This is a genomic window from Bosea vaviloviae, assembly GCF_001741865.1.
Classification (GTDB): Bacteria; Pseudomonadota; Alphaproteobacteria; order Rhizobiales; family Beijerinckiaceae; genus Allobosea; species Allobosea vaviloviae.
In genome coordinates this window covers 1,691,985-1,714,548 of the sequence record NZ_CP017147.1, presented here as the reverse complement: position 1 = coordinate 1,714,548, position 22,564 = coordinate 1,691,985, and the positions used below count along the sequence as shown (strand labels likewise).

At 64.9% G+C, this 22,564-nt stretch carries 17 protein-coding genes; 13 read left to right on the top strand and 4 right to left on the bottom strand.

What is annotated here, in order from left to right; genetic code table 11:
• The first annotated feature begins 199 nt into the window (after window positions 1-199).
• Window positions 200-592, top strand: a complete 393-nt coding sequence (locus tag BHK69_RS08005) for an NUDIX hydrolase (RefSeq protein ID WP_244548436.1) — start codon at window positions 200-202, stop codon at window positions 590-592.
• Here the strand turns inward: BHK69_RS08005 and BHK69_RS08000 are convergent, their stop codons facing one another.
• Together BHK69_RS08000 and BHK69_RS07995 are read right to left on the bottom strand one after the other, a co-directional pair.
• A complete protein-coding gene (locus BHK69_RS08000; protein ID WP_069689635.1) occupies window positions 593-2,314 on the bottom strand; it encodes a Na/Pi cotransporter family protein in 1,722 nt (573 codons plus the stop codon).
• A 167-nt stretch (window positions 2,315-2,481) separates the two neighbouring features.
• Window positions 2,482-3,492, bottom strand: a complete 1,011-nt coding sequence (locus BHK69_RS07995) for a GlxA family transcriptional regulator (RefSeq protein ID WP_069689634.1) — start codon at window positions 3,490-3,492, stop codon at window positions 2,482-2,484.
• 87 nt (window positions 3,493-3,579) lie between these two features.
• Here BHK69_RS07995 and BHK69_RS07990 point away from each other — a divergent pair, with 87 nt between their 5' ends.
• From BHK69_RS07990 to BHK69_RS07950, 9 genes are all read left to right on the top strand, one after another.
• On the top strand, window positions 3,580-4,830 hold the full coding sequence (locus BHK69_RS07990; protein ID WP_069693470.1) for a sarcosine oxidase subunit beta family protein: 1,251 nt from the start codon (window positions 3,580-3,582) through the stop codon (window positions 4,828-4,830).
• A gap of 161 nt (window positions 4,831-4,991) precedes the next feature.
• Window positions 4,992-5,267 (top strand): sarcosine oxidase subunit delta, encoded by a 276-nt coding sequence (locus tag BHK69_RS07985; RefSeq protein ID WP_069689633.1) that lies wholly within the window; start codon window positions 4,992-4,994, stop codon window positions 5,265-5,267.
• Window positions 5,264-8,248, top strand: coding sequence for a sarcosine oxidase subunit alpha family protein (locus tag BHK69_RS07980; protein ID WP_069689632.1), 2,985 nt, complete (start codon window positions 5,264-5,266; stop codon window positions 8,246-8,248). Before BHK69_RS07985 ends, BHK69_RS07980 begins: the two co-directional genes overlap by 4 nt.
• Window positions 8,241-8,903, top strand: a complete 663-nt coding sequence (locus tag BHK69_RS07975; protein ID WP_069689631.1) for a sarcosine oxidase subunit gamma — start codon at window positions 8,241-8,243, stop codon at window positions 8,901-8,903. Before BHK69_RS07980 ends, BHK69_RS07975 begins: the two co-directional genes overlap by 8 nt.
• A gap of 98 nt (window positions 8,904-9,001) precedes the next feature.
• A complete protein-coding gene (gene purU, locus BHK69_RS07970) occupies window positions 9,002-9,865 on the top strand; it encodes a formyltetrahydrofolate deformylase (RefSeq protein ID WP_069689630.1) in 864 nt (287 codons plus the stop codon).
• 222 nt (window positions 9,866-10,087) lie between these two features.
• The gene (locus tag BHK69_RS07965) at window positions 10,088-11,878 is read left to right on the top strand and encodes a peptide ABC transporter substrate-binding protein (protein WP_069689629.1); all 1,791 of its coding nucleotides are present in this window, start codon (window positions 10,088-10,090) and stop codon (window positions 11,876-11,878) included.
• 127 nt (window positions 11,879-12,005) lie between these two features.
• Complete coding sequence (locus BHK69_RS07960; RefSeq protein WP_069689628.1) at window positions 12,006-12,965, top strand: ABC transporter permease; 960 nt, start codon at window positions 12,006-12,008, stop codon at window positions 12,963-12,965.
• Window positions 12,931-13,872, top strand: a complete 942-nt coding sequence (locus BHK69_RS07955) for an ABC transporter permease (protein ID WP_069689627.1) — start codon at window positions 12,931-12,933, stop codon at window positions 13,870-13,872. The genes BHK69_RS07960 and BHK69_RS07955 overlap by 35 nt, the downstream gene beginning before the upstream one ends.
• A 23-nt stretch (window positions 13,873-13,895) precedes the next feature.
• A complete protein-coding gene (locus BHK69_RS07950) occupies window positions 13,896-15,749 on the top strand; it encodes an ABC transporter ATP-binding protein (protein WP_148663351.1) in 1,854 nt (617 codons plus the stop codon).
• Between the two features lie 217 nt (window positions 15,750-15,966).
• Here the strand turns inward: BHK69_RS07950 and BHK69_RS07945 are convergent, their stop codons facing one another.
• On the bottom strand, window positions 15,967-17,271 hold the full coding sequence (locus BHK69_RS07945; protein ID WP_069689626.1) for a UDP-glucose dehydrogenase family protein: 1,305 nt from the start codon (window positions 17,269-17,271) through the stop codon (window positions 15,967-15,969).
• 164 nt (window positions 17,272-17,435) lie between these two features.
• Window positions 17,436-19,472, bottom strand: a complete 2,037-nt coding sequence (locus BHK69_RS07940; RefSeq protein ID WP_069689625.1) for an NAD(+) synthase — start codon at window positions 19,470-19,472, stop codon at window positions 17,436-17,438.
• A 250-nt stretch (window positions 19,473-19,722) separates the two neighbouring features.
• Here BHK69_RS07940 and BHK69_RS07935 point away from each other — a divergent pair, with 250 nt between their 5' ends.
• The 3 genes from BHK69_RS07935 to rfbC all read left to right on the top strand — a co-directional run bounded on the left by BHK69_RS07935 (window position 19,723) and on the right by rfbC (window position 22,563).
• The gene (locus BHK69_RS07935; protein WP_069689624.1) at window positions 19,723-20,736 is read left to right on the top strand and encodes a rhamnan synthesis F family protein; all 1,014 of its coding nucleotides are present in this window, start codon (window positions 19,723-19,725) and stop codon (window positions 20,734-20,736) included.
• A gap of 180 nt (window positions 20,737-20,916) precedes the next feature.
• On the top strand, window positions 20,917-21,972 hold the full coding sequence (gene rfbB / locus BHK69_RS07930) for a dTDP-glucose 4,6-dehydratase (protein WP_069689623.1): 1,056 nt from the start codon (window positions 20,917-20,919) through the stop codon (window positions 21,970-21,972).
• Window positions 21,973-22,005: 33 nt separating this feature from the next.
• Complete coding sequence (gene rfbC / locus BHK69_RS07925) at window positions 22,006-22,563, top strand: dTDP-4-dehydrorhamnose 3,5-epimerase (RefSeq protein ID WP_069689622.1); 558 nt, start codon at window positions 22,006-22,008, stop codon at window positions 22,561-22,563.
• Window position 22,564: the final 1 nt, after the last annotated feature.

The window sequence follows — 22,564 nt, the reverse complement described above, 5'->3', positions numbered from 1 at the left end:
ATACGACAAAGCTGTTGTCGATTGGTCACGGCGAGGCCAAGGGCGTCGCCAATTGGCCTGGGATGCATGACACTATGCTGGCTTCTGCCGCGCCTGATTCGCGCTGGGCGCCCCTGATTTCGCGTAGCCATGGAGACGCCACCCCACGATGAAGAAGGCCAAGCGCACGCCCGGCGAGGCTCGCTTACAGATCGCTGCCATGCCGATCAGACGCATGGACGATGGCTCGACCCAGATCATGCTCGTGACCTCGCGCACGACGAAGCGCTGGATTGTGCCCAAGGGCTGGCCGATCAAGGGGTTGAAGAACCATGAGGCGGCAGCGCGCGAGGCTTTCGAGGAAGCCGGAGTGATCGGGAAGATCAGCGCCAAGCCGGCTGGCCGCTACATCTACTGGAAGCGCATGCGCGACCATTTCGTGCTGTGCACGGTGAAGCTCTATCTGCTCGAAGTCGAGCGGCAGCTCGCAAGCTGGGCCGAGCAAGGCCAGCGGCACAGCCAGTGGTTCAAGCCCGAAGATGCCGCCGATCTGGTCGACGAGCCCGAATTGAGCACGGCCATCCGCAAACTGGCCGCCCCAGTCCCGGGCTGATCAGAGGCCCGATTGCGGGGCCGGCATCAGCCCCCCCTCTTGCTGGGCCTGCGCCTCCTGCGCTTCCCGCAAACGACTCTCGCGCAGAGCATTGGCGCTTTCCAGGATCGGATAGCCGATCGACGCGACATGGCCGTGGATGCGCTTGAGGTCGCGGATGATGTCGAGATGGATTGCGCTGGTCTCGATCGATTCCGCCCGCCCGCTGCGGAGGCGCTGGAAATGGCTCTCGGTCGCGCGCCGCTCGGCATCGCGCATCATCGCCTTCTCCGCGAAAAGCTGGCGCGCCAAAGCGAGATCGCGGCTGGCAAAGACGTTGAGCGCCAGCACCAGGCCCGATGAGACGCGCTGGTGGAAGTCGCGGATCTCGGCCAGGCCTTCGGGCGAGAAGGCATAGCGCTTGCGGATCTTCTTCTCGGCGAGTTCGCGCAGATTCTTGTCGATGATATCGCCGATATGCTCGAGATTGGTGATCAGCGTGATGATCTCGAGCAGGCGGCGGCCCTCCTCCTCGGTCAATTCGTTGCGCGACACCTGGACGAGATAGAGCTTGATCGATTCATGGATCGCGTCGACCCCGTCATCGGCCTGGGCGATGGCGCGCGAGAGTTTCAACTCGTCCTTTTCGAGCAGCGTCATCGTATCGCGCAGCATCAATTCGACGCGGTCTCCGAGATTCAGCGCCTCGCGCATCGCGCAGGCCAGAGCTTCTGAGGGACTGTCGAGCACGGAGGAATCAAGATGACGCGGCCGCACGGTCGCGTCAGGCGCCTCCTTGCCCGGCATCAAGCGTTCGACCAGCCGCGCCACCGGCGCGACGAAGGGCAGGAACACAAGCGCGCCGACGAGGTTCAGCGCGACATGGAACTCGATGGCGAGGCGTGAATCGAGCGTCGGCAGCGTCTGGAACCAGCCTGCCAGAGGCGCGACGAAGGGCAGCACCAGGAGCGCCAGGACGAGCCGGGTGAACAGATTAGCGACAGCGGCCTGCCGCTGCAGCGCGGGCGCGCCGAGTTGGTCCAGCACCGGGATCAGCGCATTGCCGAGATTGGCGCCGATGACGAGGGTCAGCGCGGTCGCGGGCGGAAACAGGCCGGACGCCGCGAAGGTCGCGATCAGCAGGATGACGGCGATACTGGAATGGGTCAGCCAGGTCGCGGCGACCGCGACGAGGACCGCCAGCAGCGGCTCATGGCCGATCGCGCCCAGGAGCGTGCGAAAGACCGGCGACTGGGCCAAGGGAGCCGCCGCCGCGTTCAGCTCGATCAGCGAGAGCAGGATGAGCCCGATGCCGACGAAGACGCGGCCGATATTGCGGGCGCGGTCCATCGCCTCATTCGCCAGATAGAGCGCGACGCCGATGGCCAGGCAAAGCCCCCAGATCCAGCCCAGATCCATCGAGATCACGAAGGCGGCGAGCGAGGTGCCGAGATTGGCCCCGAGCAGCACGGCCAGCGCCATTGCCGGCACGATCAGGCGGCGACCGGCGAAGGAGGAGACCAGCAGCGTCGTCGCCGTCGAACTCTGCAGCACCATGGTGACCGCGATGCCGCTGCCGAAAGCGGCGAAGCGATTGCGTGTGAAGCTCGCCAGGGCATGGCGCAGCGAGGCCCCGAAAGCCCGCATCGCGCCCGTGCGCACCAGCCTGACCGCCCAGATCAGCAGCGCGACGCCGCCGGCGAGGTGGATCAGGACTGTGGTGGCGCTCTCGCTGCTTGTCATCGCCGTCGGGTCTTTCTCCGATTCAGGCCGGAACTATAGCGCAAAATTCCTAGTTTTTCATTAGCCAACTTATGTTTAATGGCCGCAAAAGATGCTGACAATGCGGCAAGATCGGGGAAATTTTGCGCATCGGAATTGCGGTTGGCGCAATGCGAGCCAGCCGCGCTTCAGCACGGCGCGCGCGTCGTTTCCGGGACGCGCTCGGCGCGCGGCGAATGGCAGAAACGCAAGCGATAAGCCCGCGAGAAATGGCTTGCGCTGGCAAAACCGCAAGCAAGCCCGGTCTCCAGCACCGAGAGGCTGGTCTGGCGCAGCAAGTCGCGGGCCCGGTCGAGCCGCAATGCCAGATAATGCTCGCCGAGCGAGCGGCCAAGATGCAGCCGAAACAGCCGCTCCAGCTGGCGCAGGGAGACATTCGCCGTGCGGGCGAGCTCGGCGCGGGGGACAGGATTCTCGAGGTTCTGCTCCATCCGGGCGACGACGCGCAGGAGCGGCGCATGAGCGATGCCGAGCCGCTCGCGCAAGGGCATGCGCTGCGGCCCCTCGCCTTCCCGGACATGGGTCTGCAGGAACCATTCGCTGACCGCGAGCGCGAGTTCGCTGCCATGTTCGCGGGCGATGACGGCGTGCATCATGTCGAGCGGGGCAGTGCCGCCGCTCGAAGTCAGACGATCCCGGTCGATCTCGTAAAGCGAGCGGCGCAGATCAAGATAGGGATAGTCCTCGAGGAAGGCCGGGGCATGCTCCCAATGCAGGGTGAAGCGGTAGCCGGAGAGCACGTTCGCCCGCGCCAGGATATAGGGCCCGCCCGAGACGCCGCCGAGCTTGACGCCACGCCGCGCCAATTGCCTGAGCCAGGCGAAGGTCGCCGGATGCTGGAAGGCGGCCGGATTGCCGCCGGCGCAGACGAAGACATAGTCGAAGCGGGTCTCGTCCCCCAGGCCATAATCGGCCTGGATGTTGACGCCGTTCGAGGCCGGCGCCGGCAGGCCGTCGATCGAGACATGGCTCCAGCGGTAGAGATCACGCCCCGAGAGGCGGTTGGCCGCCCTCAAGGGCTCGACCGCCGAGGCATAGGCGAGCAGCGCGAAATCCGGAATCAGCAGGAAGCCGATATGGGCTGGGCCCTGGCCATGCGCCCCGTCGCTGGAAGTCAATCTTGCGTCGCTGGTGGTCATGTTGACCAGCCTATGATCGTCAATCTCAGGAAGACAAGTCCGGAGCGCCGCTGGCCGCCGGACAAGCCCTCCGGACCTGACCCGCTCATGCGCTATTCCGCCTTCTCGCTGCTCGCCCAGACGCTGGCCGGCCATAAGGGCTGGAAGCCGGCCTGGCGCGACGCCGCGCCCAAGCCCGAATACGACGTGCTCGTCATCGGCGGCGGCGGGCACGGGCTGGCGACGGCCTATTACCTCGCCAGCCAGCACGGCATCAGCAATGTCGCGGTGATCGAGAAGGGCTATATCGGCTCCGGCAATGTCGGCCGGAACACCACGATCATCCGCTCGAACTATCTCCTGCCCGGCAACACGCCTTTCTACGAGCACGCGATGAAGCTCTGGGAAGGGCTGGAGCAGGACATCAACTACAACGCCATGGTCAGCCAGCGCGGCGTGCTGAACCTCTACCATTCCGATGCGCAGCGCGACGCCTATGCCAGGCGCGGCAACGCGATGCGGCTCGCCGGCGTCGATGCCGAACTGCTCGACCGCGAGCAAGTGCGCGCCATGGTTCCCTTCTTCAATTACGAGACCGGACGCTTCCCGATCCAGGGCGGGTTGCTGCAGCGGCGCGGCGGCTCGGTCCGGCATGACGCCGTCGCCTGGGGCTATGCCCGCGCCGCCGATCGGCGCGGCGTCGATATCGTCCAGAACTGCGAGGTCACGGGCCTCGCGATCGAGAATGGCCGCGTCACGGGTGTCGAGACCTCGCGCGGGCCGATCAAGGCGAAGAAGATCGCCCTCGCCGTCGCCGGCAACTCCTCGCGGCTTACCGCCATGGCGGGGATGCGCCTGCCGATCGAGAGCCATGTGCTGCAGGCCTTCGTCTCGGAGGGCGTCAAGCCATTGATCGACAATGTCGTGACCTATGGCGCCGGCCATTTTTACGTCAGCCAGTCTGACAAGGGCGGGCTCGTCTTCGGCGGCGACATCGACGGCTACAACTCCTACGCCCAGCGCGGCAACCTGCCGGTGATCGAGGATGTGATGGAATCGGCTATGGCGCTGTGGCCCGGCGTCGGACGGTTGCGCGTGCTGCGGCACTGGGGCGGCATCATGGACATGTCGATGGATGGTTCGCCGATCATCGACCACACCCCCATCGACGGGCTCTATCTCAATGCCGGCTGGTGCTATGGCGGCTTCAAGGCGACGCCGGCCTCAGGCTGGTGCTTCGCCCATCTGATCGCGCGTGACGAGCCTCATCCCGTCGCGACAGCCTTCCGGCTCGACCGTTTCGCCACCGGCCGCGTCATCGACGAAAAGGGCGTCGGCGCCCAGCCGAACCTGCATTGAGGCGCGCGATGCTTACGCTTCCTCTTCCGTCATGGTCGGGCTTGTCCCGACCATCCACGTCTTCCTTCGGAGCGTGCGGTGTTCAAGACGTGGATGCTCGGGACAAGGCCGAGCATGACGCGGTTGGCGCGCGCCTCGCCCTCGGCCGGATGGTCTGAACCATGCGAATCCCCTGCCCCCATTGCGGCGCCCGCGACGCCCAGGAATTCACCTATCTCGGCGACGCCAATCCCAAGCGTCCCGACGGGATGGAAGCGACCGAAGCGGCGATGTTCGAATACGTCTATCAGCGCGATAACCCGGCCGGCCGGTTTCGCGAGCTCTGGTATCACGGCGCCGGCTGCCATGCCTGGCTCGTGGTGACGCGCGACACCCGGACCCACGCGATCGAGGCCGCCGAGCCGGCGAAACCGACCAAGGCTGGAGCCGCGGCATGAGCACGCAACCCTTCCGTCTCGGCACTGGCGGGCTGATCGACCGCACGCAGGCGCAATCCTTCCGTTTCGACGGCAAGCGCTACGAAGGCTACGCCGGCGACACGCTGGCCTCGGCTCTCCTGGCGAATGGCGTCCGGCTAGTCGGCCGCTCGTTCAAATACCATCGCCCGCGCGGCATCCTTTCGGCCGGGGCCGAGGAGCCCAATGCGCTGGTCGAGCTGCGCGCCGGCGCAAGGCGCGAACCCAATACCCGGGCCACCGTCGCCGAGCTTTATCACGGGCTGGAGGCGCGCAGCCAGAACCGCTGGCCCTCGCTCGCCTTCGACCTGCTTTCGGTCAACTCGCTCTTCGGCGCCGGCCTGGTCGCGGGCTTCTACTACAAGACCTTCATGTGGCCGGCGGCCTTCTGGGAGAAGCTCTACGAGCCGCTGATCCGCCGGGCGGCAGGGCTCGGGCGGGCCGCGACCCATGAGGATCCCGACCATTACGAGAAGGCCTTCGCCTTCTGCGACGTGCTGGTGATCGGCGGAGGGCCGGCAGGCCTTGCCGCCGCGCTGGCCGCGGGGCGCAGCGGCGCGCGCGTCATCCTCTGCGACGAGGATTTCCGGCTGGGCGGCGCCTTGCTGGCCGAAAAACGCGAGATCGACGGCCGGCCGGCGGCTGAATGGCTCGCAGCGACGCTGGCCGAACTCGCCAGCCTGCCGGATGTGACGATCATGCCGCGCAGCACGGTCTATGGCGTCTACGACCATGGCATCTATGGCGTGGTCGAACGTGTGAACGACCATCTGCCGGTCCCGCCAGCGCATCAGCCGCGCCAGCGCGCCTGGCGCATCAACGCCAAGCGCGCGATTCTGGCCGCGGGCGCGATCGAGCGGCCAATCGTCTTCGCCGGCAACGACACGCCCGGCGTGATGCTGGCGGGCGCAGTGCGCGCCTACGTCAACCGCTATGGCGTGCTGCCGGGGCGCGAGGCTGTCGTCTTCACCAGCGGCGACGATGGCTGGACCACAATGCGCGACCTCGTGGCGGCCGGAGCGAAGGTCGCCGCGATCGTCGATCCGCGAGCCACGATCGATGCCGGACTGATGGCACTGGCAAGCCGGATTGGCGCGCAGGTATTCGCGGGGAGCGTGGTCAGCAGCGCCTCGGGCGGCCGGGCGCTCAACCGCGTCACCATCCGGGACGCTTCGGGGCGCGAGCAGAGCATCGCCTGCGATGTGCTAGCGGTCTCGAATGGCTGGAACCCGACGCTGCATCTGACTTCGCACCAGAATACGCGACCGGTCTGGGACGAGGCCATCCACGCCTTCGTGCCGGGCCAGATGCCGGCGGCCCTTTCCGTCACCGGCAGCGCGGCCGGGCGGCTCTCGCTGGCGCAGGCGCTGGAGGACGGCGCACGGCAGGGCGCTGAGGCCGCGACCGATTGCGGTTTTGCCGGGAAAACCGGGACGCCCTCGCCGAAGACCGATCCGGAAGGCCTCGCGCTCTCGCCCGTCTGGCGCGTCAAGGACGGCAAAGGCAAAGCCTTCGTCGATTTCCAGAACGACGTCACCGACAAGGATGTCGAGCTCGCCGCGCGCGAAGGCTTCAAGCCGGTCGAGCATCTCAAGCGCTACACCACGCTGGGCATGGCGACCGACCAGGGCAAGACCTCCAACATCGCTGGCCTCGCGATCATGGCCGAGCTCACGGCCAAGACCATCCCCGAGACCGGCACGACGATCTTCCGCCCGCCTTATACGCCAGTGGCGATCGGCGCGCTCGGCGGCCATCATCGTGGCCGCGACTTCAGGCCGACACGGCTCGCTCCGACGCATCAATGGTCGCAGGACCAGGGCGCGGTCTTCGTCGAGAGCGGCGCCTGGATGCGGGCGCAATACTATCCCAAGCCCGGCGAGACCGACTGGCTGACGACTGTGAACCGCGAGGTTCTGGCGGTGCGAAACGGCATCGGCCTCTGCGACGTCTCGACGCTGGGCAAGATCGATATCCAGGGCGCGGACGCCGCCGAATTCCTGGAGCGCGTCTACATCAATGGCTGGAAGGCCCTGCCTGTCGGCAAGGCGCGCTACGGGCTGATGCTGCGCGAGGACGGCTTCGTCATGGACGACGGCACGACCTCGCGGCTCACGGAGACGCAGTTCCTGATGACCACCACCACGGCCAATGCCGGCAAGGTGATGCAGCATCTCGAATTCTGTCACCAGGTGCTCTGGCCCTCGCTCGAGGTCCGCATGGTCTCGGTCTCCGAGCAATGGGCGCAAGCCGCGATCGCCGGGCCGAAGGCGCGCCAGGCGCTGCAGGGCGTGGTCGACCCGCAGCACGACATCTCGAACGAAGCCTTCCCCTATCTCGCGGCACGGGAGATCACGGTCGGCGGCGGCATTCCGGCGCGGCTCTTCCGGATCTCATTTTCGGGTGAGCTCGCCTATGAGCTCGCCGTGCCGGCCGACCATGGCGATGCGATGATGCGGGCGCTGATGGCGGCGGGCGAGCCGCATGGCATCTGCGCTTACGGCACCGAGGCGCTCGGCGTGATGCGCATCGAGAAGGGCCATGTCGCCGGCAACGAGCTCAGCGGCCAGACCACGGCGCGCGATCTCGGCCTCAGCAAGATGATGTCCTCGAAAAAGGACTATATCGGGCGCGTCATGGCCAGGCGCGAGGCGCTGGTCGAAGCGGAACGGCCGAGCTTCGTTGGCTTCAAGGCAGTCGATCCCGGCCAGAGACTGCGCGCCGGAGCGCATTTCATCGCGCTCGGCCGGCCCGCGACGATGGAGAATGACGAGGGCTACATGACCTCGGTCGCCTATTCGCCAAACCTGAAGCACTGGATGGGGCTCGGCCTGCTCAAGAACGGCGCGAGCCGCATCGGCGAGCGTATCCGCGCGGTCGACCCCGTCCGCAACGGCGATATCGAGGTCGAGATCTGCTCGCCCGTCTTCGTCGATCCCGAAGGAACGCGCCTGCATGTCTGACGCAGCGATGAAGTCTGACGCAGCGATGAAGCCGGGCTGGACGCCCAGGAGCGCCTGGGCCGGCATCCTCTCCGAGGGCGCATTCGGCGCGAAGGGACCTGCGGGCGTAATTGCAGCCGCGAGGGAAGGACTCGGCATCGCCAGCCTGATCGCGCCGGAGGATGGCGAAGCGGCGTTGAGCCAGGCGGTCAAAACGCGCTTCGGGCTCGACCTGCCGACCACGCCTCGGACGGCCGCCTCGGCCGGCCGCGCGCTGGCCTGGGCTGGCCCGGGCCAATGGCTGCTCGTGACGCAGAACCGGGCCGGTTTCGCCGACGATCTTCAGGCGCTGTCAGGGCTGGCCGCTATCGCCGACCAGAGCGACGGGCGCGCCGTCTTGACCCTGTCGGGCGGCAGAATCCGCGCCGCGCTGGCCAAGGGCTGCATGATCGACCTGCATCCATCCGCCTTCCCGGTCGGCAGCGCCGCCTTGACAAGCATCGCTCATATCGGTGTGCATCTCTGGCGGGCCGAGGACGGTCCCAATGGGGCGGTTTTCGAGTTCATGGTCGCGCGCAGCATGGCGGGCAGTTTCTGGTCCTGGTTCTCGGCTTCAGCAGCCGAGTTCGGCTGCCAGGTCACGCTCGCAAGAGATTGCGCCAACGGACGAGGTTGAGCGCAGCGCGTCGCGCGCAGCCCGCCTCACCTCTTGCCATTCCTGTTCTTGCCATTCCTGTTTCGATTTTAAGGGCCGCCTCCCCGGCGGCGTCAATCATGCTCGACCGTACCGCGATCCTCACCCTCTCCTGCCCGGACCGCCCCGGCATCGTCGCCGCCGTCTCGACCCTGCTGTTCGAGGCCGGTTGCAACATCCTGGACGCCCAGCAATTCGACGACACCGAGACCGGCCGCTTCTTCATGCGCGTCGTCTTCAACCGTCTCGAGGACGGGCAAGAGCCCGCAGTGATCGCCGCCTCGGTCGACGAATTGGCCAAGCGCTTCGGCATGGCCTTCACGCTGCGCGAGCGCGGAGCGAGGAAGCGCGTCATGCTGCTGGTTTCGAAATTCGACCATTGCCTGGCCGATTTGCTCTATCGCTGGCGCATCGGCGAATTTCCGATGGAGATCACCGGCATCGTCTCAAATCACGGCCGCGACAGCATCGCCTCGACCGATATCGGCGATTTGCCGTTCCATCACTTGCCGGTGACGCGCCAGACCAAGATGGAACAGGAGGCCGAAATCTGGCGCTTGGTCCAGGAAACCAGGACCGATCTTGTGGTGCTCGCGCGCTATATGCAGATCCTGTCTGACGGTTTCTCGGCCAAGCTTCTCGGTCGCTGCATCAATATTCATCACTCCTTCCTGCCCGGCTTCAAGGGCGCCAAGCCCTATCACCAGGCCCATGAGCGCGGCGTGAAGCTGATCGGGGCGACGGCGCATTACGTCACGCCCGATCTCGATGAAGGCCCAATTATCGAGCAGGACGTCGAGCGCATCTCGCATCGCGACACGCCCGACGATCTCGTCCGCAAGGGCCGCGACATCGAGCGGCGCGTGCTGGCCCGCGCCGTCCTCCATCATTTGGAGGATCGCGTCATCCTCAATGGCAAGAAGACCGTCGTCTTCACGGATTGAACGGCATAAAATTGCGTTTCCTGAGCCGATCGCTAACGTATTGCGGCGTTCCGCGCTTATAATGACTCGCGCGCGCCGCGCAATGGCGGCATCCTCCACATCCGCCGCTGCGCTGCACGGTTGACGCATCGATTGGCACATGCCTTGCTCAGGGCAATCGGGGAAAGAGCGGCGCGGTAAGCGCCGCCTGTCGATTCTTGTCGCTTGAAGTGGAGGTTACGAATGAAAGATCATGATCTGCGACGACTGATCGAAGGGGTCAAAACTGGTACCCTGTCGCGGCGATCCTTCATCAAGAAGGCGGCCGCTGTCGGCCTGGCAGCTCCCTTCGCGAACCAGCTGCTTGGATTCAACGGCGTCGCGATGGCGCAGAACGCCACCATTGAATACAAGCCGAGCAAGGCCGGCGGCGGCGGGCCGCTCAAGATCCTGCTCTGGCAGGCCCCGACGCTGCTGAACCCGCATTTCGCCTCGGGCACCAAGGACCAGATCGCCTCGCGCATCTTCTTCGAGCCGCTTGCCGGCTGGGACAAGGAGGGCAACCTGATCCCGCAGCTCGCAGCCGAGACTCCGACCAAGGCCAATGGCGGTCTTTCCGCCGACGGCAAGGAAGTGACCTGGAAGCTGAAGCCTGGCGTGAAGTGGCATGACGGCAAGCCGTTCACGGCCGATGACGTCATCTTCACCTGGGAATACGCCAAGGACCCGGCGACCGCCGCCTACACCACCGGCTCCTACAAGGACATCACGGTCCAGAAGATCGACGACCTGACCATCAAGGTCATCTTCAAGGAGTCGACGCCGTTCTGGGCCGACCCCTTCGTCGGCGTCGCCGGCCAGATCCTGCCGAAGCATCATTTCGCCGATTATGTCGGCGCCAAGTCGCGCGACGCGCCGGCCAATCTCAAGCCCGTCGGCACCGGCCCCTACAAGTTCGTCGACTTCAAGCCCGGCGACATCCTTACCGGCGAGCGCTTCACCGACTATCACGTCAAGAACCAGCCGCATTTCGACACGCTCGAGGTCAAGGGTGGCGGTGACGCGGTCTCGGCGGCGCGCGCCGTGCTGCAGACCGGCGAATTCGACTATGCCTGGAACCTGCAGGTCGAGGACGAGGTCCTCAAGCGCATGGAGACCGGCGGCCGCGGCAAGATCAGCGCCGTCGTATCCGGCGATGTCGAGTTCATCATCCTCAACACCACCGATCCGTGGACAGAGGTCGATGGCGAGCGCTCCAGCATCAAGACCAAGCACCCGACGCTGACGGACCCGAAGGTGCGCGAAGCGATCAACCTGCTGATCGACCGCGACTCGATCCAGAAGTTCATCTATGGCCGCGGCGGCATCGCCACCGCGAGCTTCGTCAACGCACCGGCCCAGTTTAAGTCGCAGAAGCTCAAATACGAGTTCAGCGTCGACAAGGCCAACAAGATCCTCGACGACGCGGGCTATAAGCGCGGCGCGGACGGCATCCGTGAAAAGGATGGCAAGAAGCTGAAATACGTCTACCAGACCTCGATCAACGCCCCGCGCCAGAAGACCCAGGCCATCATCAAGCAGGCCTGCCAGCGCGCCGGCATCGATCTGGAGCTGAAGTCGGTCACGGCCTCGGTGTTCTTCTCGTCGGACGTCGCCAATCCCGACACCTACACCAAGCTCTATGTCGACATCGAGATGTACACCACGACGCAGCCGCAGCCCGATCCGGAGCGCTTCCTCCAGCAGTTCCTCTCCTGGGAAATCGCCAACAAGGAGAACAAATGGCTGGGCCGCAACGTCTCGCGCTATTCCGACCCGGCTGCCGACGAGGCCTACAAGGCCGCCCAGAAGGAGCTCGATCCGGTCAAGCGCGCCGCGCTGCTGATCAAGGTCAACGAGATCTTCTGCGAGGCGAATGTGATCCTGCCGCTACTGTCGCGCACACGCGTCGCCGCGTCCGTGCATAATCTCGTGCATGATCACAGCGGCTGGGACGTCGACACCTGGAACCTCGCGGCCTGGTATCGTAGCTGAGACCCTGGTCCTTCGCGGAGCTAGCGCTTCGTGAAGGCCTGTTCGCCGCCTGCAGGCATAAGCCGTGCCTGCAGGCGGCGAGCCATTTTCGTCCGCGGGCCAACCGCGTGCTCACAGAGACCATTTCATGGCCAGTTATCTGCTCCGGCGCCTGTTGATCGCCATTCCCAGCCTGCTCGGCATCAGCGTGATCCTGTTCACGGTGCTCGCGATGGCGCCGGGCGATCCGTTCTCGGAAATGGCGACCAATCCGAACGTGCCGCCTGAGGTGCGCGAGGCGCTGCGCGCCAGCTTCGGCCTCAACGACCCGATCATGGTGCGCTATCTGCGCTGGCTGACAGCGATGATGCAGGGCGACTGGGGCTTTTCCTTCGCCAGCCGCATCAATGTCGACAAGCTGATCCTGCAGCGCGTGCCGACCACCCTCTTCGTCGTCGGTTCCTCGCAGATCCTGGCGCTGCTGATCGCGCTGCCCGTCGGCATCTATGCCGCGACGCGGCCCTATTCCGTGTTCGACCAGATCGCCAACACGCTGGCCTTCGTCGGCTTCTCGCTGCCGACCTTCTTCACCGGCCTGCTCTTCATCCTGGTCTTCTCGGTGGCGCTGGACTGGTTCCCCTTCGTGTACCGCTCCGACATCGCCGCCACGGGCTGGCGCTGGTATTGGGAGATGTTCCGCCAGGCGATCATGCCGATCATGGTGCTCGGCCTGTTCCAGGCGGCCTCCTACACGCGCTATGTGCGCTCGGCGGTGCTCGACGTCATCCGGCTGGATTACGTCACCACCGCCCGCGCCAAGGGCCTGAGCGAGAGGAACGTGACGCTTCGCCACATCACACGCAATGCGCTGATCCCGGTCGTCACGCTTGTCGCCCTGCAGATGCCGGCCGTGTTCGGCGGCGCCATCGTCACCGAACAGATCTTTCGCATTCCAGGCATCGGCTCACTGCTGATCGACGCGATCCTCGCCAACGACACACCGGTGATCATGGCCGTGACCTTCGTCTTCGCCTGCCTCGTCGTCATCTTCAATCTCATCGCGGATATTCTTTATGGCTGGCTCGACCCTCGCATCTCCTTCAGCTGAACCCATGGTGGTGGCGGCGAAAACGAGCGCTGCGGTCTCGCCGGGGCGCGAGACCTGGCGGCGTTTCCGTCGCCACAAGCTCGCCATGGCGAGCTCGGTCGTGCTCGCCATATTGGTGCTCGGCGTCGTCATCGGCCCCTGGCTCTGGCCGATTGCGATCAACGAGATCGACTTCTCGGCCCAGCTCCAGACCCCGTCCTGGGCTCATCCCTTCGGGACCGACGACCTTGGCCAGGACATTCTGGCGCGGATGATCTATGGCGGCCGCATCTCGCTCGCCGTCGGTCTCGCGGCGATGTTCGTCGCCACCTTCGTCGGCGTCGTCATCGGCGCGCTGGCGGGCATGTCGCGCCGCTATGTCGATTCCTTCCTGATGTGGGTGACCGACCTGTTCCTGTCGCTGCCGCAGCTGCCGCTGCTGCTGCTCGTGATCTATCTCTTCCGCGAGCAGCTCAAGGCGGCCTTCGGCGTCGAGGGCGGTGTCTTCGTGCTGATCGTCATCGTCATCGGCGGGCTGAAATGGATGCCGGTGGCGCGGCTGGTGCGCGCCCAGTTCATGTCGCTGCGCGAGAAGGAGTTCGTCGAGGCGGCGCGCGCCCAGGGCGCGACCCGGTTCCGGCAGATGGTCCACCACATCCTGCCGAACGCGCTCGGCCCCGTGATCGTGGCGGCGACCATCGAGGTTTCCTCGGCGATCATCGCGGAATCGACGCTCTCCTTCCTCGGGCTTGGCTTCCCGCCCGACATCCCGACCTGGGGACGCCTGCTCTTCGACGCCAAGGATCATCTCGATTCCGCCCCGCACTGGGCTCTGTTCCCGGGTGCCGCGATCTTCCTCACCGTGCTCTCGATCAACTTCATCGGCGACGGCCTGCGCGACGCGCTCGATCCGCGCCGCGTCATCTGACACAACCATAGAAGGCACCCCTCATGACAACCCCTCCCATTCTGTCCGTGAGCAACCTGACGACGTCCTTCCGCGTCGAGGGTCTGTGGAAGCCGGTCGTGCGGAATGTCTCCTTCGACATCGCACCGAAGGAGACGCTGGCGGTCGTTGGTGAATCGGGCTCAGGCAAATCAGTGACCGCGCTCTCGATCATGCGATTGACGCCATCGGGCAACAGCCGCATCGAGGGCTCGATCAAGCTGAGCGGCCAGGAATTGCTGACCCTGCCCGACCCCGACATGCGAAAGATCCGCGGCAACGACATCGCGATGATCTTCCAGGAGCCGATGACGTCGCTCAACCCGGTGCTGACCATCGGCTTCCAGATCGCCGAGGCGCTGATCCTGCATCGCAACCTGTCGCGTTCGGCGGCCGAAGCCGAGACGATCCGCCTGCTGGAGAAGGTCCGCATTCCGGCGGCGAAGTCGCGCTTCCACGAATATCCGCACCGCTTCTCGGGCGGCATGCGCCAGCGCGTTATGATCGCCATGGCGCTGGCCTGCAAGCCCAAGCTCCTGATCGCCGACGAGCCGACGACCGCGCTCGACGTGACGATCCAGGCGCAGATCCTGGAGCTGATCAAGCTGCTGCAGGAGGAGGAAGGCATGTCCGTCCTCTTCATCACTCACGACATGGGCGTCGTCGCCGAAATCGCCGACCGCACGGTGGTGATGTATAATGGCGAGGCGGTCGAGACCGGCACGACGGAGGACATCTTCGCCCGCGCCCACCACCCCTATACGCGCTCCCTGCTCTCGGCGGTGCCGAAGCTCGGCTCGATGGAAGGGCGCAAGCGGCCGATGCGCTTCCCCGTGGTCGATCGCCTGACCGGCGAATCCGACGTGCCGACCGAGACGCCCGATACGGTGGAGGCGAGCGAGCGCCCGGTGATCGAGGTCAGCAATCTGACCACGCGCTTCGAGATCCGCTCCGGCCTGCTCGGCAAGGTCCAGGGCCGCGTCCATGCGGTCGAGAACGTCTCCTTCAGCGTGCAGGCCGGCGAGACCCTGGCGCTGGTCGGCGAGTCCGGCTGCGGCAAGTCGACGACCGGGCGCTCGGTGATGCGCCTGATCGAGCCGCTGGCGGGCTCCGTGCTGCTCGACGGCGTCGATGTCCTCAAGCTGAACCAGCATGACCTGCGCGAGCAGCGCAAGCGCATGCAGATGATCTTCCAGGACCCCTTCGCCAGCCTGAACCCGCGCATGAATGTCGGTGCGGCGATCGCGGAACCCCTGCTGATCAACAAGCTCGCGACCCGCTCGGAAGCGCGCGACAAGGTCGCTGAACTGCTGCGCCGCGTCGGCCTGCAACCCGACATGGCGAGCCGCTTCCCGCATGAATTTTCGGGCGGCCAGCGCCAGCGCATCTGCATCGCGCGTGCGCTCGCAGTCGAGCCGCGCCTGATCGTGGCGGATGAATCGGTCTCGGCTCTCGACGTCTCGGTCAAGGCGCAGGTGATCAACCTGATGCTCGAGCTCCAGGCCAGGATGAAGCTCGCCTATCTCTTCATCTCGCACGACATGGCGGTGGTGGAGCGGGTGAGCCATCGCGTCGCGGTGATGTATCTCGGCGAGATCGTCGAGATCGGGCCGCGCGAGGCAATCTTCGGCAATCCGCAGCACCCCTACACCAAGCGCCTGCTGGCCGCCGTGCCGATCGCCGATCCGACGCGCCGTCACGAGAAGAACCCGGTTTCAAACGACGAGATCAGGAGCCCGGTGCGCGCGGCCGACTATATCCCGCCGATCCGGCAGTTCCGCGAAGTCTCGCCCGGCCATGCCGTGATGATCTGGGGCGAGGAGTGGGCGAAGCCCACCGTGCAGGGCATCGCCGCCTGAGCTTTCTGAGCTCCGTGAAGAACATAAAGCCCGCGGCAGCGATGCCGCGGGCTTTTTCTTGGCTCAGGGCATCGGCTCCGTGGGAACCGGTTTTCGGGACAAGCCGATGCGCCCCGCTGGTCATCCGGAGCTTCGCCCTCGGGTCCGACCTTCGGTCGGCCCAAGCATAAACTCCGCGAAGAGCCGAGAATGACGGCAAGCGTCCTGCACTGAGCCGTCAGGCGCCGCGGCCGATGCCGTGATAGGTGAAGCCCAGCGCCTTCATCTCCTGCGGCCGGTAGATGTTGCGCAGGTCGACCACGACCGGGCTCTTCAGGGACGCCTTGACGCGCTTCAGATCGAGCGCGCGGAAGGCGTTCCACTCGGTGATGATCACCAAAGCGTCGGCCCCCTCGATACAGTCATAGGGCCCCTCGGCGAAGCCGACATTCAGGACCTGGCGCGCCTGTTCCATGCTCTCGGGGTCATAGGCGATGACCTCCGCTCCTGCCGCCTGCAAGGCCGGGATGATGTCGAGGGAGGGCGCATCGCGCATGTCGTCGGTGTTGGGCTTGAAGGCCAGCCCCAGCACGGCGATGCGCTTGCCGGCGACCGAGCCGCCGCAAGCCGCGATGATCTTCTCGGCCATGCGCTTCTTGCGCCTGCTGTTGACCTCGACCACCGTCTCGATCAGGCGGGTCGGGCTGTTTGCGTCCTGGGCGGTCTTGACCAGAGCGAGCGTATCCTTCGGGAAGCAGGAGCCGCCATAGCCGGGACCGGCATGGAGGAATTTCGCGCCGATGCGATTATCGAGGCCGATGCCGCGCGCCACGTCCTGGACATCGGCGTCGAGCTTCTCGCAGAGATCGGCCATCTCGTTGATGAAGGTGATCTTCATCGCGAGGAAGGCGTTGGCGGCGTATTTGATCAGCTCCGAGGTCCGGCGGCTGACGAAGAGCAACGGGCCCTGGTTGATATAGAGCGGGCGATAGATCTCGGTCATGACATAGCGGGCATGGTCGCTGTCGGTGCCGATGACGATCCGGTCAGGACGCTTGAAATCCTCGATCGCCGCGCCCTCGCGTAGGAATTCGGGGTTGGAGACGACGCTGATATTGGCTCCGGGGCGGATCTCGCGCAGAATCCGCTCGACCTCGTCGCCGGTGCCGACCGGCACCGTCGATTTGGTGACGATGACGGCATTCTCCGCGGCGAGCACGGCGATCTCGCGGGTCGCCTCATAGACATAGGTCAGATCGGCATGGCCGTCGCCACGACGCGTCGGGGTGCCGACCGCGATGAAGATCGCATCGGCATCGCGCGCCGCCTCAGTGAGATCGGTGGTGAAGGAGAGACGCCCGGCGCGCATATTCGCCTCGAGCATCGTATCGAGACCCGGCTCGAAGATCGGCACCTCGCCGTTCTTCAGCCGCGCGATCTTGGCGGGATCCTTGTCGACGCAAACCACGTCATGGCCGAAATCGGCGAAGCAGACACCCGAAACAAGGCCGACATAGCCCGCCCCCACCATGACAAGGCGCATCCACCATCTCCCAAACACCGCGCACCGGTCAGTCCCGGCGGCTGGTCAGAATTTCCAAGGGGTCTAGCATTGCGCTGCACAAGGGCAAAGCGCGCGCAGCCGAAAGCCTCCCACTCAGGAGAGCTACCCTGATCGGCGCCCAGCGGGCGCGTCGTCAGCACGCATCACGGAATGCGATCGAGATCCACGAGCCAGGCGGCGGCCGATGCATCGCTCGGCGCCCGCCAATCCCCGCGCGGCGACAGCGAGCCGCCCGAGGACACCTTCGGACCATTGGGCACGGCCGAGCGCTTGAACTGGCTTGTCTCGAAGAAGCGCCGCACGAAGACGGTGAGCCAGCGCTTGATCACCGGCAGGTCATAGGCGACCCGCTTATCCGCCTCGATATTGGGCGGCCAGTCGCCGCGCCCGGCATCCGACCAGGCGTGCTGCGAGAGGAAGGCGACCTTGCTCGGCCGGAAACCGAAGCGGGTGATGTAGAACAGGTTGAAGTCCTGCAGCGCATAGGGACCGACGAAATCCTCGGTCCTCTGGCTCGGTCCGTCGCCCTTGCCCGGCACGAGCTCGGGCGAGATCTCGGTCGCAAGGATGTCCAGCATCGCGGCCGAAGCATCCGCACCGAAGCGCTGCGATTGCGCCACCCAGCGGATCAGATGCTGGATCAGGGTCTTCGAGACCGAACCGTTGACGTTGTAATGGGACATGTGGTCGCCGACGCCATAGGTGCACCAGCCAAGCGCCAGTTCCGAGAGATCGCCCGTGCCGAGCACGAGCCCGTTATTCTGGTTGGCAAGGCGGAACAGGACGGAGGTGCGCGCGCCCGCCTGCACGTTCTCGAAGGTGATGTCGTAGACGGGTTTGCCCTTGGCAAAGGGGTGACCGATATCGACCAGCATCTGCCGGCAGGCCGGCGTCATGTCGATTTCCTGCGCGGAGACACCAAGCGCCGTCATCAACCGCCAGGCATTGGCCTTGGTGCCCTTGCTCGTGGCAAAGGCCGGCAATGTGTAGGCGAGGATGTTGCTGCGGGATAAGCCGAGCGCATCGAAGGTCTGCGCGGCGACGATCAGGGCCTGCGTCGAATCGAGGCCACCGGAGACGCCGATGACGATCTTCTCGACGCGTGCGCTCTCCAGCCGCTTGCGCAGGCCATGCGACTGGATGTTGTAGGCCTCGAAGCAGAGCTCGTTCAGCCGCGCATCATCACTCGGCACGAAGGGGAAGCGCTCGATAGTGCGCTCGAGGCCAAGATCGGAGACGCGGTCGGGAGCGAGCTCGAAGCTGATGGTGCGGAAATTCAACCGGTCGCGCAGCGCATCGGCATTGTCGCCAAAGGTGTTCTGGCGGATGCGGTCCATCACCAGCCGCTCGAGATCGATATCGGCGACGATGAGCTGCGGCTCGGCGGCGAAGCGCTCGGCCTCGGCCATCAGCACCCCGCTCTCATAGATCATCGCCTGGCCGTCCCAGGCGAGATCTGTGGTGGATTCGCCAGGGCCCGCCGCGGAATAGGCATAGGCCGCGATGCACCGGCCGGAATGGGCCTTGCACAAGGCATGACGCCAATCGGACTTGCCGATGGTGACATTGCTGGCGGAGAGATTGAGCAGCACGGTCGCGCCTGCCAGCGCCGCAAACGAACTCGGCGGCACCGGCGTCCAGACGTCCTCGCAGATCTCCATATGGATCGTGAAATCGGCGATATCGGAGGCTTTCAACAGGATGTCCGTGCCGAAGGGCACATCCTGGCCGCTGAGCACGACGCTTTCCACCGCCGCACGCTCGCCCGAGGCGAACTGCCGGCGCTCATAGAATTCGCGGTAGTTCGGCAGATAGGTCTTCGGCACGGCGGCAAGGATACGGCCGCGATGGATCGCAATCGCGCAATTGAACAGCCGCCCGTCGATGCGCAGCGGCGCTCCGACAATGGCGACCGGCTGTAGCGAACGGCTCTCCTCGACCAACACCCCAAGCGCGGCCAGCACGGCATCGAGCAACGCGTTCTGCTGCAGAAGGTCGTCGATCGCATAGGCGCTGATGCCAAGCTCCGGAAACAGCGCAAGCGAAGCGCCCTGCGCATCGGCGCGGCGCAGCAGACGGACCGTCTCGGCGACATTGAAGGCGGGATCGGCAACCTTCAGGCGCGGCGCAGCGCAGGCGATGCGCACGAAGCCATGGGTGTGGATGTTGAAGAAACTCATCGCCGATCCAATCCGCCAAGGCGGAGAGCCCAAGGCCGACTATCTTATCGCGCAGGCAGGAGCGGCCGGGCAAGAGCCCCGAGCGCTGGGGAGGCGCAGGATATCAATCGCCAAGAAGACAATGCGATTCTTCGCATTTGCGTCTATAGGAAGTCTAATGCAGTCAGCGCACAGGCCAAAAGCTTCCTATGCGCACAAGATGAACAGTACAGCCAACGGACAAGGTCGGCCACCTGTCGAGAACCACTAAATGTTTGATAAGCTTTGCCTCTTCGCCCATTTCGACAAAGACGACCTCGTTGCCGACTACGTCCTCCACTATCTGCACGCCATTCGCAACGCAGGCTTCCCGATCGTTGTCATCTCGACCTCGAAACTGTCGGCCGACGATGTGGCGCGGCTGAAAAGCGTCGCCCATGACGTGATTCTGCGCGAAAATCGCGGCCATGATTTCGCATCCTGGGGGCTCGGGCTTGAGCGTTACGCCGACCAGGTCACAGGCCAGCTCCTGATCGCCAATGACAGCGTCTATGCTCCGATCGGCGATTTCGGCGAGGCGCTACGCCGCCTGACCAGCGTGGAGGCCGATGCCTATGGCATGATCGAAAGCCTCGAGATTGCCCGTCACCTGCAAAGCTGGTTCCTCCTGCTCGAAAAGCGCGTCCATGCGCATCCCGATTTCCGGGCCGTGTTCGCTCAGGATTTCAGCGCGCTGGTCAAAACGGACATCATCCGCAATGGCGAGATCGGCCTGTCCCAAACATTGCTGAATCACGGCTTCCGGTTGCACGCCCTGTTCAGCGGCCTGTCACGAACCGGCCGTGCCATGCACATGTCCTCCAACTACAGCCATTTCCTGTGGCGCGAACTGATCGAGAATGAGGGTATCCCTTTCCTCAAGATCGAGCTCCTCCGCGTGAACCCGTGCCGCATCGCCGACCTGGCTGAATGGCCCGAGATCGTCGGGCGCCACGCACCGGAGTTGGTGCCAATGATCCAAGATCATTTGGAGCGCACGGTGACCGGACAAGGCAGGAGCATAGAGGCAATCCAGCGCATCTCCGTGACTCACAACGACATGCAGTCATTCATTCGCCGAGACTATGCCTACGCATCGACGCGCCGGCCCATTGCAGGCTTAGGCAATCTGCTGCTGTTGAGCGGCGTCAGGATGAAGCGGCTGCTCATGCATGCCGTTTACCGCAGCCTGGCGCCAATCCGACACAAGCTCGGCCCCTTGAAGCGCAAATTTCCGCCGCAGTGAGCGGGCTTCTGATCTCACCATCGGCGGACCAACGCGATTGACAGCCGCGCCCCGTCCTGATTTGGACAGGGCGAACGAAGGCGTTCAACTTGAATTGTCGGCACCAGAATTCGTCGGTGCGGCGAATGAGGACGGCTTTGGCTGTTCCATCGGCTGGCGCCGGATGAGGGACAGGGATTGATGTCTTTGCGTTTCCTAGTCACCGGCGGCGCCGGCTTCATCGGTTCGGCCGTGGTCAGAAAACTGATCGCCGAGACCGAGCACCAAGTCTGCGTCGTCGACAAGCTGACCTATGCCGGCAACCTGGCCTCGCTCGCGCCGGTCGCGCAGAGCAATCGCTATCGCTTCGAACAGGCCGATATCGGCGATGGCGAGCGCATGCGCGCGATCTTCGCCGATTTCGACCCCGACATCGTCATGCATCTGGCTGCTGAGAGCCATGTCGACCGTTCGATCGACGGCCCCTCGGCCTTCATCGACACCAACATCGTCGGTACCTTCGCATTGTTGCAGGAGGCGCTGCGGCACTGGCGCGGTCTCGACGAGGCCCGCAAAGCCGCCTTCCGCTTCCACCATATCTCGACCGACGAGGTCTTCGGCTCGCTCGGCACTGAGGGCTTTTTCCGCGAGGACACGGCCTATCAGCCCAACTCGCCCTATTCCGCCTCGAAGGCGGCGTCCGATCATCTCGTGCGGGCCTGGCACCACACCTATGGCCTGCCGACGCTGATGACCAACTGCTCGAACAATTACGGCCCGTATCACTTCCCGGAGAAGCTGATCCCGCTGATGATCATCAACGCGCTCGAGGGCAAGCCGCTGCCGGTCTATGGCAACGGCCTGAATGTGCGCGACTGGCTTTATGTTGACGACCATGCCGACGCGCTGCTGAGCGTGGCGCAAAACGGCGTCGTCGGCGAGACCTATAATATCGGCGGCCATAATGAGATGGCCAATATTGACGTGGTCAAGGGCATCTGTGCCCTGCTCGACGAGCTCAGGCCCGATCCGGCCGGCTCGCGCGAGCGCCTGATCACCTATGTCACCGATCGGCCTGGCCATGATGCGCGCTATGCGATCGATGCCGGGAAGATCGGCCGCGAACTCGGCTGGAAGCCGAAGCAGACCTTCGAGACCGGCTTGCGCCAGACCGTCGAATGGTATCTGGCCAATTCCGGATGGTGGGGAGACATACGCAGTGGCGTTTATCGTGGCGAGCGCCTCGGCGCAGCCTGATTTCAGCCACGAACAGGATCGAGACCCGGCCCCATGTTGAGCGTCGAAGCCACCGCCATCCCGGATGTGAAGCTGATCTCGCCGAAGAAATTCGGCGATCATCGCGGCTTCTTCTCCGAGACCTATAACCGCGCGAGCTTCAAGGACGCTGGCATCGACCTCGAATTCGTGCAGGACAACCATTCGCTCTCGGCCACCGTCGGCACGCTGCGCGGGCTGCACTTCCAGTCGGCGCCCTTCGCGCAGGACAAGCTGGTGCGCGTCGCCAAGGGCCGCATCCTCGACGTCGCCGTCGATATCCGCGCCTCCTCGCCGACATTCGGTCGCCATGTTGCGGTGGAGCTCTCAGCCGAGAACTGGAAGCAGCTGCTGGTTCCGGTCGGCTTCGCCCATGGCTTCATCACGCTCGAGCCCGATACCGAAGTGCTCTACAAGGTGACCGCGCTCTACGGCCCGCAAAACGACCATGGCATCGCCTTCGATGATCCAGCGCTCAGCATCGACTGGCGCATCCCCCATGACCGGCTCGTCCTGTCCGACAAGGACCGCAAGCATCCGCGCCTTGCCGACCTGCCGCGCTATTTCGGCTGAG